This is a genomic window from Brucella sp. NBRC 12950 (genome assembly GCF_030268145.1).
Lineage (GTDB): Bacteria > Pseudomonadota > Alphaproteobacteria > Rhizobiales > Rhizobiaceae > Brucella.
Genome location: NZ_BSQC01000008.1, coordinates 51304 through 67638, shown reverse-complemented (window position 1 = coordinate 67638; position 16335 = coordinate 51304). Strand labels below are relative to the sequence as shown.

Here is a 16335-nt window from a genome sequence, read left to right as displayed (position 1 = left end):
CCCATCAAGCGAACAAGCAAAACCACAAAAAGGTGATTGCTAAGAATTAGCCCGCCTTTACCCGACGCCAGGCAAACCCACCTTCCTGCTGCACCGAACCACGGCCGGGCTGATAATAACCGGGCGTATCCACAAGACGCTGCTCACCAAGGCGGCTTTGAGCGACCTTGTTTGTCACCTGAAGGCTGTCAAAACCAGTGCGCAGCATAAGAGCCGCCTGATCGATCAGCACATCGCCCGTTGCGCGTAATTCGCCCTCAAAACCTGCACGACGCAGAACTTCGGCTTTTGAATAAGAGCGGCCATCGTTGAACGCCGGAAACTCTAAGGCAATGACCGGCAAGCCTGAGAGATGATCAAGCAGTGGCTCGATCTTCTCACCCGGTGTTACCGACACACCGATACGGCGATTGGAAGAGCGGCGTTTCTCCTCATCAAGTCCCAGCCAGACGGCCAAAGGGATGATGATTGCGGGCGCATCCCCCGCACTTTCCAGATCGTCCGCAAAAATATAGTCGTCTTCACGAAAGCCTTGCTCAGACCAGAGCTTCGTTTCAGGTGTTGTCTCACTCATTTCTGGTCCCAAACCCCTATATTACTTTTCTCACACGCATCTTAGCCGGAAACCGCTACACACTTTTCGGTATGCGCTTTAGGCTATCGGCAAGGCCCGTCAGATGGATGCCGCATTCGGTCTTTTCCGATCCGGCCCAACGTCCGGCTCGCTGATCTTCGTCATCGCCGACCGGTCGTGTGCAGGGCATACAGCCGATTGACCGATAGCCCTGCTCTGTCAGCGGGTGGACGGGGAGATCGTGCACACGCGCATAGGCACGCAAATCTTCCGCACTCATATGCGCTAGCGGATTGATGCGAATACGCGGGCCGACCGATTCAAAAACCGGCAAAGCATTGCGGGTCGAAGCCTGAAACTGCTTCCGGCCGGTCATCCACGCACGGTAGGGGGCGACAGCACGCGCCATCGGTTCCACTTTGCGAATGAAGCAACAGCGGTCCTTGTCTGTCATCGACAAAGCGCCAAACGGGTCATCGGCTTTCACGTTTTCCTCAAGCGGCAAGATATCCTGCACATCGAGAAGTCCCAACCGATCCACGAGATCATGCCGATAATCGAGCGTTGCGCGGAAATGCTTGCCCGTGTCGAGAAACAGAACCGGCGTTGCCGGATCGATCTCGGAAATCATGTGCAGCAGCACAGCCGATTCAGCACCGAATGATGAAACGACTGCAATTCCCCCATCAAAGAGTTCGCGCGTGCTGAGCGCAATCACCTCTTGCGGAGAGGAAGCCCCATGGCTTCCCTCCAAAAGACGGGCTTGCGCCTCTGCCCTCTGATCTGCACTCAGATCTGAATTGAGATCAAGGTCAGGCCGCACGGCTCACTTCTCCATAAAGCGCACGTTTGAACGGCTCCATGCCAACCCGACGATAGGCAGCAAGGAAAGTCTCTTCGTTGTTTGCGCGCAAACCGAGATAGGTATCGACCACGGTTTCAATCGCATCGACCACTTCTTCGGAAGAAAATCCGCGTCCGGTGATGTCGCCAATCGACGAATGCTCGTCACCCGAACCACCAAGCGTGATCTGGTAAAGCTCTTCGCCCTTTTTCTCGACGCCCAGAATACCGATATGGCCAACATGATGATGACCGCAGGCATTGATGCAGCCGGAAATCTTGATCTTGAGATCGCCGATTTCAAGCTGGCGCTGCTGATCGCCGAAACGCTCAGAAATGCGCTGCGCAACCGGGATCGAACGCGCATTGGCAAGCGCGCAATAGTCAAGGCCGGGACATGCGATGATGTCGGTAATCAGACCGGCATTGGCCGTAACCAGACCATCTGATTGAAGCAGATCATAGACTGCTGGAAGATCGGCCTTGGCTACATGCGGCAGAACCAGATTCTGCTCATGGCTGACGCGGATTTCATCGAAAGAATAAGTCTCGGCAATATCCGCCACCAGTTCCATCTGCTCCGCACTTGCATCGCCCGGGATACCGCCGATGGGTTTCAGCGAAATCGTGACAACGGCATAATCCGGGTTCTTGTGTGGCGTAACATTGCGCTTGGTCCATGCCGCAAAATCAGCGTCGGATTTCTGCGTGACCGCCAAGATTTCCCAGCCTTCGGGACGCTGCGGCAGATCCGGCATCCGGAAATAACTTTCAATCGCATCGATATCGCACTGCGGCAGTTTCAGATCACCGTAACGGATCTGTTCCCACTCAGCATCAATCTCTTGCACCAGCGGCTCAACACCAGTTTCATGAACGAGGATTTTGATGCGTGCCTTGTATTTGTTATCGCGGCGTCCATAGAGATTATAGACGCGGACGATAGCCGTCACATAGGTCAGCATGTCCTCAAGCGGCAGAAAATCGCGGATTTTCTTGGCAATCATCGGCGTGCGCCCCTGACCACCACCGATATAGACGGCGAGACCGAGTTCGCCTGCTTCGTTCTTCTTCAGCTGCAGGCCAATGTCGTGCACCTGAATGGCCGCACGATCATGCTCGGAACCGACAATCGCAATCTTGAACTTGCGTGGGAGATAGGAAAACTCCGGATGCAGCGACGACCACTGACGCAGAATTTCTGCCAGCGGGCGCGGATCGGCTACTTCATCATGCGCAGCGCCGGCAAAATGATCAGCCGTCACATTGCGAATACAATTTCCCGACGTCTGGATTGCATGCATTTCGACTCCCGCAAGCTCTTCGAGAATTTGCGGCACGTCTTTCAGTGCTGGCCAGTTGTACTGGATGTTCTGGCGCGTCGTGAAATGCGCGAAGCCACGGTCATAATCCCGCGCAATGGAGCCAAGCCTGCGAAGCTGGCGGCTCGACAATGTGCCATAAGGGATCGCAACACGCAGCATATAGGCATGTAATTGCAGATAAAGGCCGTTCATCAGCCGCAAAGGCTTGAACTGGTCTTCCGTCAATTCGCCAGAAAGGCGACGCCCAACCTGATCCTTGAACTGTGCAACGCGGGCCGCAACAAAGTCGCGGTCAAATTCATCATAACGATACATATTTACTTCCGATATTCAGATCAGGAGGCTTTTTTCAGGGGCGGTTGACCAAGCGTAATGATGGTGGGCCCGGAGAGTCGGATACGTTCGCGGAGGCGAATGGGATAAAGCCCTTCGTCGCGCTCTTCGACATCGATGACATTCACGTCGACAACCAGATTGGCTTTTGCTGCCACCTTGCCAGCTTCTTCAAGTGCGCTGACGGCTTCTGCGTGACGGGCAACCAACGCACCATCGATGGTTTCCTGCCATGATCCGTCAGCGCCAAGCCACACAGCCTGTCCATCGATGAGCCGGTTTGCAGTGAGAACTTTTACAACCATTTTTCCGACTCCTGATTTAAGCAGCGACTGCAACGGGTCTAACCGCCAGCGCCTGCGCTTTGTCGATAGCGGCGCCTGCAACAGCATCGCCGATGATGACCATGACCGGACCAGCAAGCTCTTTGCGCTGTTCCAGCGATGGCAGATCTTTCAATGTTCCATGAAACAGCCGCTTATCCTTGCGGCTGGCATTCTCAACAACCGCGACAGCCGTATCTTCATGCAGACCGGCAGAGATCAAACGGCTGGCAACCGAGGCTGCAACGCTTGAGCCCATATAGACAGCAATCGTTGCCCCGGAGACGGCAAGCTTGGCCCAGCCCGGCAGCACATCGCCTGCCATGTCGTGGCCCGTCGTGAATACCAGCGAGGAGGCCACACCACGCAAGGTGAGCGGCAGTTCCATATCGGCAGCAGCAGCGAAAGCGGACGTGATGCCCGGCACGATTTCAAAGCCGATACCAGCTGAACGCAATGCTGCCATTTCTTCGCCCGCACGGCCAAAGACCAGCGGATCGCCCGCTTTCAGACGCACCACACGCTTGCCCTCGCGACCAAGGCTGACGAGCAGATCATTGATCTCGTTCTGGCTCTTGGAATGGCATCCCTTGCGCTTGCCGACCGAAAGACGCTCCGCATCGCGACGCCCCATGGCAATCACGCCTTCCGACACCAGTGCGTCATGCACAATCACGTCAGCTTCCATCAGAACGCGATGTGCGCGCAGGGTCAGCAGATCCTCTGCACCCGGACCAGCACCAACGAGCCAGACATAACCGGCAGCATGTTCTCTTTGCTCGATTAATTCATTTGCAGCTTTGTATGCTTCTTCGCGATCACCGTTTTCAACAGCACGCGATACGGAGCCGGAGAAAAACCCACGCCAGAAACTGCGGCGCGCCAGACCTTTTGGCAAAAGCTTTTCGACCAGCGGACGCCAACTTTCGGCATAATGCGCAAGCTCACCAAGGCGTGGCGAGAAGGCCGCATCAATGCGCGCACGCACCATCTGCGCCAGCACAGGGGCCGAGCCTTCCGTGCCAATCGCAATTGCAATCGGCGCGCGGTTCACGATGGCAGGGGTCAGAAAATCACAGAGCGCAGGACGGTCGACAACGTTTACTGGAATTTTCTGCGCTTTGGCCGATGCTGCAATGGCGCGATCCTGATCTTCATCACCCGTGGCGACAAAAACCAGCTTCGCACCTTCAAGAAGATCGGCGCTAAAAGCTTGAGAAACATGTTCCGAACTGTGGCTTTCGATGAAGCTCGCCAAGGCTGGTTCAAGCTCTCGCGCAATAATGCGCAAACGAGCGGACGTCTGGGCCACGAGCCGCGCTTTGTTGAGCGCTTCTTCGCCGCCGCCAACAATAACCACCACCTCTTCCGAAACACGGAAGAAGGCAGGAAAATCAGCAAGAAGTCGTTGGGACGCGAGAGCCACAGCAGTATCCTTTTTAAGACTGCTGGCATTATTCCCGGACTGGCGAAATTTTATAAGAAACGGGCTTGCGTGCGCAAATCGCGCGGAGCATCACTTTTTCTCTGAAAAGGCATTATGAGGATTTTAATTCCTGTTTGCCTCAAATTATATCCTATAATTTTTGTAGGATTAGCATTTGAGCTCCGTGCGTCCTATTGGACGCACAAAGGACGCTCAAACACTAAAAATGCGCATCGAGCTTTCCAAAAATCGATTTCGATTTTTGGGCCGATGCGTGGTTAGTGATAATTGCCCGACGTAAAAAATGCTGGCAAGTGCTTTGGCCAGCGACGGGGCAGAACAGCCACTAGGTCAAAGCGCAGCGATAATTGTGCGTAATCCTTTTGCCGTTGCAACCACATATCCGCCGCCGCCTCGATACGGCGCATAGCCTGCGGCGTGACGGCAAGTTGCGCTGCTTCAACGCTTGCCCGTGCTTTGACTTCAACAATGAGAACAAGATTGCCGCGCCGGGCGATCAAATCGATTTCGCCAAGCCGCGTGCGGTAGCGGCGTGCCACGATGCGAAAACCTTTGAGCATAAGCGCAAACGCGGCCAGCCGCTCGGCGCTGTGTCCGCGAAAGAAAGCAACACGCTTTTTCTCGCGGAACTCACTCATCAGTCCTGCGCCTTCAACTGCATCAGACGCTGATACAGCACTGATTTCTGCCCGCCCGTCATCTTTGCTGCCTCACCGGCAGCTTTTGATGGCGGTAATTCCTGCGATAATGACAGCAATAGCTTGTCGATATCTTCTTCGCTCTGCGGACCGGCTTCCCCTGTTGGCGGACCAACAAGCAACACGACTTCTCCGCGAATACGATCTTCACCATCAAATTGCTGCTTCAACTCACCCAGAGGTGCAGTCACGATGGTTTCATAGGCTTTGGTCAGCTCACGGCAAAGGGCTGCTTCACGACCATCGCCAAAAACCTCCGCCATATCGGCGAGCGTTGTCGCCGTGCGGTTGGGCGATTCATAGAACACAAGCGTTGCTTCGATATTCTTGAGGCTCTCGAGCTTGGATGTCTTCTGGCCGTGTTTGACTGGCAAAAAGCCGCAAAACATGAATGCATCAGTCGGAAGTCCGGAAGCAGCAAGTGCCGCAAGGAGAGCGGAAGCACCAGGCACCGGCACCACACGAATGCCTGCCTCACGGGCCTCGCCAACAAGGCGGAAGCCCGGATCGGACACAAGCGGCGTGCCTGCATCTGAAACGAGCGCAACACTCTTGCCGCTTTCAAGGGCTGCGATCAGCTTTGCGCCTGCCTCAGCAGCATTATGTTCGTGATAGCTGATCGGGCGGCGCGAAATACCATAGCGATCGAGCAACACGCGGGTCACGCGGGTATCTTCACAGGCCACAATGTCGGCACTCGCAAGCACTTCCAGCCCGCGTAGCGTCATGTCGCCGAGATTGCCAATCGGGGTCGAGACGATATAGAGCGCAGGTTCGATTGGACGCGCACGCTGGGCGGTGCCACCGACAACAAATTCGCGTTTCTGCTCGTCCAAAAATTCACTCATTACCTGTCCTTATTTACGCATGTCGTTATCGGGAAACCGGTTCCCACTTTCCCGCGACATGCGCTAAGCCGCCAGATCAGCCACGAGCGCATCAAGCACCAGCGCGCCATCCGGCGTTGCACGGATGAAGCTTCCATCCATCTTTTCGATCATGCCCGATGCGACCAGCCGTTCAAGGCGCTTGCGATCGATATCATGGCCGGTCAGACGCTGATAACGAGCAAGATCAATGCCTTCGCGCAACCGCAATCCCATCATCAGAAACTCATCGCCCTGCGGTTCGCCATCGAGATGTTCTTCCTCGATAATACCGTGACCGTGGCTTGCCACTTTTTCCAGCCATGTTTCCGGATGCTTTTCGGTCATTGTAACGGTGCGCAAGCCGTTTTCGACAAAACGTCCATGCGCGCCGGGGCCGATACCGACATATTGCCCATAACGCCAATAAACCAGATTATGCTGGGATTCACGTCCCGGCACCGCATGGTTTGAAATCTCATAGGCAGGCAGACCGTGCTCCGCTGTGATCTTTTGCGTTTCTTCATAAAGAGCGGCAGCATGATCCGGGTCCGGTGTGGTGAGCTTGCCCGCCTTCCAGAGATTATAGAACTGTGTGCCTTCTTCGATTGTCAGCTGATAGAGCGAGAGATGATCGGCAGCAAGGCCAATGGCTTCTTTCAGCTCTTCACGCCAGGCTTCAATCGTCTGATTTGGTCGCGCATAGATGAGATCGAAAGACAGACGCGGGAAAATTTCACGCGCAAGCCGGATTGCGGCCTTGGCTTCTTCAACCGAATGCATTCGCCCAAGACGGCGCAGATCAGGATCGTTCAGCGCCTGGATGCCAAGCGAAACGCGATTGACGCCCGCTGCTCGATAGCCGCGGAAACGATCAGCTTCCACGCTTGTCGGATTGGCTTCCAGTGTCACTTCAATATCGGGCGCGACAGTCCAGCGCGACGCAATACCATCAAGCAGGCTCCCAACCGTCGAGGGTTGCATCAGCGACGGCGTACCGCCGCCCAAAAAGATGCTGGTGACGGTGCGCGGACCTGTGCGGGCGCGCAAAGTGTCCATCTCACGGTTGAAAGCTTCCGCAAAGCGTGGCTGGTCAACCGGCTGATGGCGTACATGGCTGTTAAAGTCGCAATACGGGCATTTTGCCAGACAGAACGGCCAGTGCAAATAAACGCCAAACGCCGTTTCTCCATCTGCGCGCGCAATTGGTAGAATATTCGCTGAAGCGTCAGGTGGAGAAAAATGATGGTTCATTCGAGCGTATCCGAAACAACACCGAGCGCCTTTTCCGCAAACAGCTTGAAGGCACGCGCACGATGCGAAAGCGCAGACGCGTCGCCCGGCGTCCAGCCGTGCTTCTCGTCAGCAGTCATTTCGCCGAAGGTCTTTTCATAGCCTTCCGGCTTGAATACCGGATCATAACCGAAGCCAATATCGCCGCGCGGAGGCCAGATCAGTGTGCCTTCCACTTCACCGCGATAATATTGTGCCTCACCATCCGGCCATGCAAGGCAGATAACCGAAACAAAGCGCGCCTTACGCTCGGCAGGGGTGAGAGCACCCTTTTCCTGCAGAAGATCTTCAACCTTCTGCATCGCCATATTGAAATCGCGCGTGCCGTCTTCGGTCTCCGCCCAGTCAGCAGTGTAAACGCCGGGATTGCCATCAAGCGCGTCAACCATCATGCCGGAATCGTCAGACAGAGAAGGCAAACCTGTGGCTTCGGCTGCGGCCAGTGCCTTGATATAGGCATTCTGCTCAAACGTCGTTCCGGTTTCTTCCGGCTCCGGCAGGCCGAGAGCCGCAACAGAACTGACCTCGAAGCCAAATGGGGCGATCAGCCCATCGAATTCGCGCAATTTGCCTGCATTGTGCGATGCAACGATCAGTTTGCCTTTTTCAAGCACCCGCATTTCAGTTCTACCTTTTTACGCATGATCTTATCCAAAAACCGGATTCCACTTTTTGGGATCATGCTTAATTCCAAAGTTTCGGCTCGGCGAATTCCAGCGAATTGCCGGAGGGATCGCGAAAATAAATCGAACGTGCACCATTGGGCCATTCGAAATCAGACTCGATAGCAATCCCGTGCTTTTCGAGATAGCTGCACCAGTCGTCAATCTCATGACGTGTGGCTGCAAAACAGACATGCCCTGCACCGATCGTCCCATGCGGTGGCACAGGCAGCGATCCTGGCGCGGGTGGCTTCAAAGTTTCTTCCGCCTTAAACAACAGTAAAATACCGTCGCCACAGCGGAAGAATGCATTGCGTTCACTGACCTTGCCCACCGGCTCAAGCCCGATGATGTCGCGATAAAACGCAATCGCCTCAGCAACATCACGGACATAGAGCGCGGTTTCAAGAATGCGGGATGCCTGCATTTTCGGCCACCTCTTTCATGGAGATGGCCTTAACTATCAGGCAAGTGCTGCCTTCTGCAACTCGACGAGCTGATTAATGCCGCCGCGCGCAAGCTTCATGAGCGCTGCAAACTCTTCTTCCGAGAATGGCGCGCCTTCAGCAGTACCCTGAATTTCGACAATGCCGCCCTTGCCGGTCATCACGAAATTGCTGTCGGTTTCAGCCGCCGAATCCTCGACATAATCGAGATCAAGCACAGGCTGACCGTCGTGGATGCCGCAGGAAATAGCTGCAATATGATCTTTGAGCACCTTCTCAAAGCGGATCATCTGGCGTGCTTCCATCCAGCGCAGGCAATCATAAAGGGCAACCCAACCGCCGGTGATCGCAGCTGTACGGGTGCCGCCATCCGCCTGAATGACATCACAGTCAACCGTGATCTGGAATTCGCCAAGCGCCTGAAGATCGACCACTGCGCGCAGCGAACGACCGATTAGACGCTGGATTTCCTGCGTACGACCACCCTGCTTTCCAGCGGCTGCTTCACGGCGCATACGGTCGCCGGTCGAACGTGGCAACATGCCATATTCTGCAGTGACCCAGCCCTTGCCTGAATTGCGCATCCAGCCCGGCACCTTTTCTTCAAGGCTTGCCGTGCATAGAACGTGGGTGTCGCCGAACTTGACGAGGCACGAGCCTTCCGCATGTTTGGAGACGCCGCGCTCAAAAGAGACGGCACGCATTTCATCAGCAGCGCGCTTGGATGGACGCATCGTATTTCCTCAATTCGTTTTTCGTTGCGGCTTTTTAGGCTTGTCGCGCTCGAATGAAAAGGAATTTCGCAGTATCTTACAACAGAGGTGTTGAGAGAGGTGAAACTGTAAACCCAAACCCTTTGACGCATCGGGTTGCTCGCTTATATTTATAGTCTGCAATTCAAAGGGTTCGCATTGAGACCATGATCAAGTCACCGGAACATCAGCTGCTTAATGCACTCGACCAGCGGTCGCGCGATATTTTCCGGCTGATCGTCGACAGCTACCTCAATGATGGCGATCCGGTCGGGTCGCGCAACCTGTCGCGCCTGCTGCCGCATAGTCTTTCGCCGGCCACCATTCGCAATGTGATGAGCGACCTTGAGCATCTTGGACTCATCTATGCACCGCATATTTCCGCCGGGCGTCTGCCAACCCAGATCGGTCTGCGCTTCTTTGTCGATGCTTTCATGGAAGTGGGCGACCTGCCGCCCGATGAACGCTCCTCCATTGAGGCACAGGTGCGTTCGGCAGGCATGAACAATTCGGTCGAGAGCGTGCTGACAGAAGCCAGTCAGGTTCTTTCGGGCCTTTCGCGTGGTGCTGGCCTTGTGCTTGCAACCAAGGCCGAAGGCGCGCTTAAACATATCGAATTCGTGCGTCTTGAACCGACCCGCGCCCTTGCCGTTCTGGTGATGCAGAATGGCGATGTCGAGAATCGCGTTGTGAACCTGCCTGCTGGAATCTCCGCTTCGCAGCTGGTGGAGGCTTCCAACTTTCTCAATGCGCATATTCATGGCCACACACTGTCGGAAGCGAAATCGGAGCTGGAAAAGCTGTCGGAAGAAACTAGACAGGAACTCGATCAGCTCTCGCAGGAACTTGTTGCACAGGGACTGGCTGTGTGGAGCGGTGCGGGTTCTGACCAGCCTGCACGCCTCATCGTGCGCGGTCGTGCCAACCTGCTTGAGAACATTCATGCACAGGAAGATATTGAACGCCTGCGCCACCTGTTCGACGACCTCGAAACCAAGGACGGCATGATCCAGCTCCTCGATCTGGCTGAATCGGGTTCTGGCGTGCGGATTTTCATCGGCTCGGAGAACAAGCTGTTCTCGCTCTCCGGTTCATCGCTGGTGGTCGCCCCTTATCGTGACAGCGAACAGCGTGTTGTTGGTGCTCTGGGCGTCATTGGGCCAACCCGGCTCAACTATGCCCGCATCGTGCCGATGGTCGACTACACCGCGCAGATTGTCTCCCGATTGCTACGCTAATTTCTGATATGAAGTGTCAGACTTGCCAAGGCTAAGAAATTAGACCTTGATTTTAACGCCGCGAAACTCGATATCCGGCCCAAACACTATTCAAGACGGAAGAAGCATTATGGCTGATGAAAAGAATACACCCGAAAACCCCGATCTTGAGCAGCGCGATATCAACAATCCTCGTGATCGTGATGCGCTGAAGCGTGCTGCCGACGATTTTCTGAAAAGCCGCAAGGCTGAGGCACGCGCCGAGGTCGAAGAAGAAGCTGTTGACACCGAGAGCTTGGCTGCAAACACCATTGCAGCACTTGAAGCCGACAATGCAGAACTGAAAGATCAGATGCTGCGTCTCGTTGCAGAGATGGAAAACCTGCGCAAGCGCACACAGCGCGACGTGCAGGACGCACGCACCTATGCTGTAACCAATTTTGCCCGCGACATGCTCTCGGTTTCCGACAATCTGAGCCGCGCACACGAAGCCATTCCTGCCGACGCGCTGGAAAGCGACGCCAACCTCAAGTCGCTTGCCGAAGGTGTGGAAATGACCGAACGCGCCATGCTTCAGGCTTTGGAGCGTCACGGCGTGACCAAGCTTAACCCTGAAGGCGAAAAGTTCGACCCGAACTTCCATCAGGCTATTTTTGAAGTGCCTAACCCTGATCTGCCAGCCAATACGGTCGTGCAGGTCATGCAGGCCGGATACGCCATCGGTGACCGCGTGCTGCGCCCGGCGATGGTTGGCGTTTCCAAGGGCGGTCCAAAGGCTGCCGCCGAGACGGCACCTGAAGGCAATGCTTGATTAGCATGTCCAGCAAAAGCGCGAAGCGGTTTTGCGTGGGATAATGCGATAAAAACAAAGAGAAAGAGCGGCGTGTTCATCGCCGCTCTTTCTTTTTGCCGCTATCCATTGGACTATCGACACACTATCAGCTGGGAGGCCGTGCGTGACGATCTTTGATTTTGCAAACTTTGCAGGGGTTTTCGTCTTCGCTGCCACCGGCGCTCTCGCCGCCTCACGCCGTCAGCTCGATATTATCGGCTTCATCTTTCTCGCCAACGTGACTGGCATCGGCGGCGGTACGATGCGCGATCTGGTACTGGGCGCACCGGTTTTCTGGGTAGTTGAGCCGTTTTATCTGCTGGCAGGAACGTCTGCCGCCATCATCGTCTATTTCACCGCACATCTGGTCGAATCACGCTACCGGCTTTTGCTGTGGTTCGATGCCATCGGCTTGTCAGCCTATACGGTTGTGGGTGCGGCCAAAGGCTTGGCACTCGGCTTTGGGCCATCCGTTGCCATCGTCACCGGCATTTTTACGGCAACGCTTGGCGGCATTTTGCGCGACATGGTGGCAGGCGAGCCATCCGTGCTTATGCGGCGCGAAATCTACGTCAGCGCAGCTCTTGCCGGTGCATGTCTTTATGTGGTGCTGGAACGCTTGGGGATTGATCCGATTTTTGCAGCGCTTGCTGCCGCACTCACAGCCTTTATCGTGCGCGGCGGTGCGCTTTATTTCGGCTGGAATTTACCGGTCTATAAAAGCCGTCCCGGTCGCACAGAGGAAGAACTCAAGCGCGACCGGATTGTCCGGATTGATCAGTAGAGCGGCTCCAGGTCACACTCAACATTGAAACCGATATATCTCTTTGTTTTTATAGCACTATCCCAGAAAAGCAGCTTTGCACTTTTACTGGGATTGCTCTAATCAAATAAGCTTGGCCTGCGTCGCTACAGCCTTCAGATCGACCAGCGGACGTGGTCCCATCTGCTGAATAATCATACCGGCTGCAAGCGAGCCTAAGCGTGCGCAATCTTCAAGCGAACGGTCCTTGGTGTAGCCATAAAGGAAACCGGCGGCATAAAGATCACCCGCACCTGTGGTATCGATCAGCTCTTCGATCTCAATTGCTGGCACATGCAGCGTCTGATCGGCAGTGATGACGATCGCGCCCTTTTCCGAGCGTGTGAGGACTGCCAGCGGGCAATCCTTGCGGATGGCTTCAACAGCTTCATCAAGCGACTTGGTCTGATAGAGCGACTTGGCTTCATCTTCATTGGCGAAAACGATATCGACCGTGCGGCTGCGCATAAGATCAAGAAACTCATCGCGATAGCGATCAACGCAGAATGGGTCGGACAGGGTCATGGCAACCTGACGGCCGTGCTCATGCGCAATCTTGGAAGCCAGAACAATGGCTTCCTTGGCGCGTGGCGGATCCCACAGGTAACCTTCGAAATAGGTAACGCGGGCATCGGCAACTTTGGAGGTTTCGACATCTTCCGGCCCAAGCTCGACGCAGGCACCCAGATAGGTATTCATCGAACGCTCGCCATCCGCAGTTACGAAAATCATGGAACGGGCGGTCGGTGAACCTTTTTCCAGTGCGCGCGTATCGAATGCTACGCCCTGTGCGCGAATATCATGGGAAAAAACCCGGCCAAGATGGTCTGTTGCAACCTTACCAAAAAAGGCGGAACGCCCACCGAGGCTCGCAACGCCTGCAGCGGTATTACCAGCACTACCACCCGACATTTCCGTGACCTGACCTTTAATACGGCCATAGAGCAGTTCTGCCCGGTCGCCATCAATCAGGTTCATGGCGCCTTTGATGATGCCATTTGTTTCAAGGAATGCATCTTCCGTGCGCGAGATAATATCGACAATGGCGTTGCCAATGCAAAGAACGTCGAATGTAGCCATGAGCTGATCTGGGGCTCCCCTTTTTGTCTGCTGCCCGCCTCTGTACAAGGCATTCAGGCAACGGTACGGCGGCAGTCATGTGGGGCCGGTTTAGCCTTTTGCAAGTGCTTTGACCACCCTGTTAAGCCTGCCTCCTGTGGGTAGCGCATATTGTACCGATCCATCGGCCTTCCTATTTTGATCGCATAAGATCACCGAAAGTGGGCCTGAATGATCATTGAAGCGGCAATAAAAGCCCTTAAACGCCTTCCAACGCCGGAGTTTCGTTCGGTTTTGTGGAAAACACTGGGTTTGACGCTCTTGTTGCTGGTCGGGCTTTGGGCCGGTATTCGTCAATTATTTTTTACTTTAGCCTGGCCGTGGATGGCGCAACTGCTGCCCGGAATGCCCGAATGGGCTGGCTGGCTCGGCATTGCTGCAGCCATTGTTGCAGGTTTGGGATTGGCGCTCGTTCTCGCTTTAATGATTGCACCTGTCACCGCACTTGTAGCCGGTATCTTCCTTGATGATGTCGCGGACGTCGTTGAACGTGAGGACTATCCCGGTGAGCCCGCAGGCACGCCCCTGCCGCTGGGCCGTTCCGTCGTGGTGTCGCTCAAGTTTCTGGGCGTGGTCATTCTCGGTAATATCGCAGCACTTTTTCTGCTCTTCGTACCCGGCATCAATCTGATCGCCTTTTTTGTGATCAACGCCTATTTGCTGGGGCGGGAATTCTTTGAATTTGCTGCGATGCGTTATCGGTCCGAGAGCGAGGCCAAGGCACTACGCTCGCAATATGGGGTGACAGTTTTCCTCGCGGGTCTGGTCATTGCGGGATTTCTCGCGATCCCAATCGTCAATCTGCTGACGCCACTGTTTGCGGCTGCGATGATGATTCATCTGCACAAGGCAATTTCGCAGCGAGAAATTTAAAACTGCGGCGGTAACGGGATGAGCGCTGCGGGTACGTCACAGGTCTTGCCGGGATATTTGCAGATATCAGCGATCACGCAATTCTCGCATTCAGGCTTGCGCGCCTTACAGGTGTAACGCCCGTGCAGGATCAGCCAGTGATGCGCGTGAAACAGATATTCTTTCGGAATAACCCGCATCAGAATAGCTTCTATCGCATCCGGCGTCTTGGCTGGTGCAAGACCAATCCGATTGCCGATGCGCAGGATATGCGTGTCCACAGCCATGGTTGAGTGGCCAAAAGCCATGCTCAACACCACATTGGCGGTCTTTCGGCCAACGCCCGGCAACTTCACCAACTCGTCACGAACATCCGGGACTTCACCACCATAATCGCGAATGAGCGCTTCGGACAATAGAATGACGTTTTTCGCCTTGTTGCGCCAAAGACCGATGGTGCGGATATAATTGCCAACCGTGTCTTCGCCCAGCGCCAGCATTTTTTGCGGCGTGTCGGCAATCGCAAAAAGCGCACGGGTAGCCTTGTTCACTCCCACGTCTGTTGCCTGTGCCGACAAGACGACGGCGACGAGCAGCGTGAAGGCATTCACATGCTCGAGTTCACCCTTTGGTTCGGGGCGCAAAATGGAAAAGCGGCGGAAAATCTCGTGGATTTCATCAGCCGTGTAAAGCGTGCCTGCAACCCGGCGCGGACGACGAACCTGAGTTGTCGCTGCGTCATTCACGGGCGATTTGATTTTGGCGTTTTCCATTTTGTCTCTATACTTGGCTCCATCCGCGGAAAACAGTTCACAGCTTGACGCAGCCCGGAGCAAATGTGCATGCAGCATCCAGACGGCGCAAATCCAGACAGATTTGATACCCCAATTTTTGAAGCTCTGCTGACGCCTTATCGTTCATTGGGGCGAACGGGTTTTCGTGTGTTGATGGGCGCCATGATCTGCTGCTGGCTGTTTGTCTGCATATTGTTCTGGTCAATAGGCGCATGGCCGATCATCGGCTTTTTTGGCCTTGATGTGCTGGCAATCTATCTGGCTTTTCGCTGGAACTACCACGCAGCCAAGGCACGCGAGGAAATATCCGTTTCACGATCAGAACTCTCCATCCGAAAATACGAAGCCTCCGGCAAAATGACCAGCCATCTGTTTCATCCGTTCTGGACACGATTTAATGTCGCCAGAAAACCGGATATCGGCATCACGACGATGCATGTTGAAAGTCGTCAGAACAGTGTTCTCGTCGGTGGTTTTCTCAATCCCGATGATCGTGAGAGCTTCGCCACGGCTTTCGGCAATGCGTTAAGCGAAGCGCGACGCTGACATCGGCACACAGTTTTCCACATATGTTGACGGCTTTTGCTTCCAAGGCATCAGTTTTAGGATGCTTTGAGGGGAATCCACTTTCGGCCCTTGAAGTCCGGCTTTTCACAAGCCATATCAGTTAAGTGAAAGATACGCCGAAAGGGTGCTTTCCATAACGGTCGCTTCTTACCAAGGACTGATGCAATGACAAGAATGACTCCGTTTTCGAGCCCTCTATTGCTGGGCTTCGACACAATGGAAAAGACGCTGGAACGGATTGCCAAATCCGGCGACGGCTACCCGCCCTATAACATTGAACGTCTGCGTGGCGAGACGGGATCTGAACGGTTGCGCATTACGCTTGCGGTAGCAGGCTTCGCCAGTGACGATCTTGAGGTCATGACTGAAGACAATCAGCTCGTGATCCGTGGACGCCAGAGCGACGATACCGAACGCGAGTTTCTGCACCGTGGCATTGCTGCCCGTCAGTTTCAGCGCGTCTTTGTTCTGGCAGATGGGATGCGGGTCGTCGGTTGTGATCTGAAAAATGGCCTGCTTGCTATTGATCTCGACAGACCTGAACCAGAACGCCTTATCAAACGTATAAATATAGCAGTGAAGGAATGATC

The 16335-nt window shown here is 54.7% G+C and carries 19 protein-coding genes; 6 read left to right on the top strand and 13 right to left on the bottom strand.

What is annotated here, in order from left to right; all coding sequences use genetic code 11:
- Positions 1-46: 46 nt before the first annotated feature.
- The 11 genes from QSJ70_RS14565 to rph form a co-directional block, all read right to left on the bottom strand.
- Positions 47-574, bottom strand: coding sequence for a DUF934 domain-containing protein (locus QSJ70_RS14565; RefSeq protein WP_285537418.1), 528 nt, complete (start codon positions 572-574; stop codon positions 47-49).
- Positions 575-629: 55 nt separating this feature from the next.
- Positions 630-1397, bottom strand: a complete 768-nt coding sequence (locus QSJ70_RS14560; RefSeq protein ID WP_502871683.1) for a phosphoadenylyl-sulfate reductase — start codon at positions 1395-1397, stop codon at positions 630-632.
- Complete coding sequence (locus QSJ70_RS14555; RefSeq protein ID WP_285537416.1) at positions 1387-3057, bottom strand: nitrite/sulfite reductase; 1671 nt, start codon at positions 3055-3057, stop codon at positions 1387-1389. The genes QSJ70_RS14560 and QSJ70_RS14555 overlap by 11 nt, the downstream gene beginning before the upstream one ends.
- A gap of 20 nt (positions 3058-3077) precedes the next feature.
- Positions 3078-3380 carry a DUF2849 domain-containing protein gene (locus tag QSJ70_RS14550; RefSeq protein ID WP_064320082.1) on the bottom strand — a complete coding sequence of 101 codons (303 nt, stop codon included), beginning with the start codon at positions 3378-3380 and terminating at the stop codon, positions 3078-3080.
- A gap of 16 nt (positions 3381-3396) precedes the next feature.
- Complete coding sequence (cysG, locus tag QSJ70_RS14545) at positions 3397-4824, bottom strand: siroheme synthase CysG (protein ID WP_285537413.1); 1428 nt, start codon at positions 4822-4824, stop codon at positions 3397-3399.
- 278 nt (positions 4825-5102) lie between these two features.
- A complete protein-coding gene (locus tag QSJ70_RS14540) occupies positions 5103-5483 on the bottom strand; it encodes a YraN family protein (RefSeq protein WP_285537411.1) in 381 nt (126 codons plus the stop codon).
- Entirely contained in the window at positions 5483-6391 is a 909-nt protein-coding gene (gene rsmI / locus QSJ70_RS14535; protein ID WP_007873317.1) for a 16S rRNA (cytidine(1402)-2'-O)-methyltransferase, read from the bottom strand. The genes QSJ70_RS14540 and rsmI overlap by 1 nt, the downstream gene beginning before the upstream one ends.
- Before the next feature lie 63 nt (positions 6392-6454).
- A complete protein-coding gene (gene hemW / locus QSJ70_RS14530; protein WP_079211420.1) occupies positions 6455-7663 on the bottom strand; it encodes a radical SAM family heme chaperone HemW in 1209 nt (402 codons plus the stop codon).
- The gene (gene rdgB, locus QSJ70_RS14525) at positions 7660-8322 is read right to left on the bottom strand and encodes an RdgB/HAM1 family non-canonical purine NTP pyrophosphatase (RefSeq protein ID WP_285537407.1); all 663 of its coding nucleotides are present in this window, start codon (positions 8320-8322) and stop codon (positions 7660-7662) included. Before rdgB ends, hemW begins: the two co-directional genes overlap by 4 nt.
- Before the next feature lie 64 nt (positions 8323-8386).
- Complete coding sequence (locus QSJ70_RS14520; protein WP_285537405.1) at positions 8387-8791, bottom strand: VOC family protein; 405 nt, start codon at positions 8789-8791, stop codon at positions 8387-8389.
- Between the two features lie 36 nt (positions 8792-8827).
- The gene (gene rph, locus QSJ70_RS14515) at positions 8828-9544 is read right to left on the bottom strand and encodes a ribonuclease PH (protein WP_094506207.1); all 717 of its coding nucleotides are present in this window, start codon (positions 9542-9544) and stop codon (positions 8828-8830) included.
- 185 nt (positions 9545-9729) lie between these two features.
- On the opposite strand from rph, the gene hrcA reads away from it, so the two are divergent.
- The 3 genes from hrcA to QSJ70_RS14500 all read left to right on the top strand — a co-directional run bounded on the left by hrcA (position 9730) and on the right by QSJ70_RS14500 (position 12395).
- Entirely contained in the window at positions 9730-10800 is a 1071-nt protein-coding gene (hrcA, locus tag QSJ70_RS14510) for a heat-inducible transcriptional repressor HrcA (protein ID WP_007873309.1), read from the top strand.
- 109 nt (positions 10801-10909) lie between these two features.
- Positions 10910-11590: a nucleotide exchange factor GrpE gene (gene grpE, locus QSJ70_RS14505; protein ID WP_007873307.1), complete on the top strand. Its 681-nt coding sequence runs from the start codon at positions 10910-10912 to the stop codon at positions 11588-11590.
- Positions 11591-11735: 145 nt separating this feature from the next.
- Entirely contained in the window at positions 11736-12395 is a 660-nt protein-coding gene (locus tag QSJ70_RS14500) for a trimeric intracellular cation channel family protein (protein ID WP_007873306.1), read from the top strand.
- 102 nt (positions 12396-12497) lie between these two features.
- Here the strand turns inward: QSJ70_RS14500 and QSJ70_RS14495 are convergent, their stop codons facing one another.
- Positions 12498-13493 carry an adenosine kinase gene (locus QSJ70_RS14495; RefSeq protein WP_285537395.1) on the bottom strand — a complete coding sequence of 332 codons (996 nt, stop codon included), beginning with the start codon at positions 13491-13493 and terminating at the stop codon, positions 12498-12500.
- Between the two features lie 210 nt (positions 13494-13703).
- On the opposite strand from QSJ70_RS14495, the gene QSJ70_RS14490 reads away from it, so the two are divergent.
- A complete protein-coding gene (locus tag QSJ70_RS14490) occupies positions 13704-14405 on the top strand; it encodes a sulfate transporter family protein (protein ID WP_285537393.1) in 702 nt (233 codons plus the stop codon).
- Here QSJ70_RS14490 and nth read toward each other — a convergent pair.
- Positions 14402-15157, bottom strand: coding sequence for an endonuclease III (gene nth / locus QSJ70_RS14485; protein ID WP_285537391.1), 756 nt, complete (start codon positions 15155-15157; stop codon positions 14402-14404). The two genes, QSJ70_RS14490 and nth, sit on opposite strands and share 4 nt — an antisense overlap.
- Positions 15158-15226: 69 nt before the next feature.
- Here nth and QSJ70_RS14480 point away from each other — a divergent pair, with 69 nt between their 5' ends.
- Positions 15227-15724, top strand: coding sequence for a DUF2244 domain-containing protein (locus tag QSJ70_RS14480; RefSeq protein ID WP_064320071.1), 498 nt, complete (start codon positions 15227-15229; stop codon positions 15722-15724).
- Positions 15725-15910: 186 nt separating this feature from the next.
- Positions 15911-16333: an Hsp20 family protein gene (locus tag QSJ70_RS14475; RefSeq protein WP_007873293.1), complete on the top strand. Its 423-nt coding sequence runs from the start codon at positions 15911-15913 to the stop codon at positions 16331-16333.
- The last annotated feature ends 2 nt before the right edge of the window (positions 16334-16335 follow it).

Excerpts from the sequence above, each read along its gene's own strand:
- QSJ70_RS14565 (WP_285537418.1), bottom strand. The coding sequence starts at position 574 with ATGAGTGAGACAACACCTGAAACGAAGCTCTGGTCTGAGCAAGGCTTT.
- QSJ70_RS14555 (WP_285537416.1), bottom strand. The coding sequence starts at position 3,057 with ATGTATCGTTATGATGAATTTGACCGCGACTTTGTTGCGGCCCGCGTT.
- QSJ70_RS14550 (WP_064320082.1), bottom strand. The coding sequence starts at position 3,380 with ATGGTTGTAAAAGTTCTCACTGCAAACCGGCTCATCGATGGACAGGCT.
- QSJ70_RS14540 (WP_285537411.1), bottom strand. The coding sequence starts at position 5,483 with ATGAGTGAGTTCCGCGAGAAAAAGCGTGTTGCTTTCTTTCGCGGACAC.
- rsmI (WP_007873317.1), bottom strand. The coding sequence starts at position 6,391 with ATGAGTGAATTTTTGGACGAGCAGAAACGCGAATTTGTTGTCGGTGGC.
- hemW (WP_079211420.1), bottom strand. The coding sequence starts at position 7,663 with ATGAACCATCATTTTTCTCCACCTGACGCTTCAGCGAATATTCTACCA.
- rdgB (WP_285537407.1), bottom strand. The coding sequence starts at position 8,322 with ATGCGGGTGCTTGAAAAAGGCAAACTGATCGTTGCATCGCACAATGCA.
- QSJ70_RS14520 (WP_285537405.1), bottom strand. The coding sequence starts at position 8,791 with ATGCAGGCATCCCGCATTCTTGAAACCGCGCTCTATGTCCGTGATGTT.
- rph (WP_094506207.1), bottom strand. The coding sequence starts at position 9,544 with ATGCGTCCATCCAAGCGCGCTGCTGATGAAATGCGTGCCGTCTCTTTT.
- hrcA (WP_007873309.1), top strand. The coding sequence starts at position 9,730 with ATGATCAAGTCACCGGAACATCAGCTGCTTAATGCACTCGACCAGCGG.
- grpE (WP_007873307.1), top strand. The coding sequence starts at position 10,910 with ATGGCTGATGAAAAGAATACACCCGAAAACCCCGATCTTGAGCAGCGC.
- QSJ70_RS14495 (WP_285537395.1), bottom strand. The coding sequence starts at position 13,493 with ATGGCTACATTCGACGTTCTTTGCATTGGCAACGCCATTGTCGATATT.
- QSJ70_RS14490 (WP_285537393.1), top strand. The coding sequence starts at position 13,704 with ATGATCATTGAAGCGGCAATAAAAGCCCTTAAACGCCTTCCAACGCCG.
- nth (WP_285537391.1), bottom strand. The coding sequence starts at position 15,157 with ATGGAAAACGCCAAAATCAAATCGCCCGTGAATGACGCAGCGACAACT.
- QSJ70_RS14480 (WP_064320071.1), top strand. The coding sequence starts at position 15,227 with ATGCAGCATCCAGACGGCGCAAATCCAGACAGATTTGATACCCCAATT.
- QSJ70_RS14475 (WP_007873293.1), top strand. The coding sequence starts at position 15,911 with ATGACAAGAATGACTCCGTTTTCGAGCCCTCTATTGCTGGGCTTCGAC.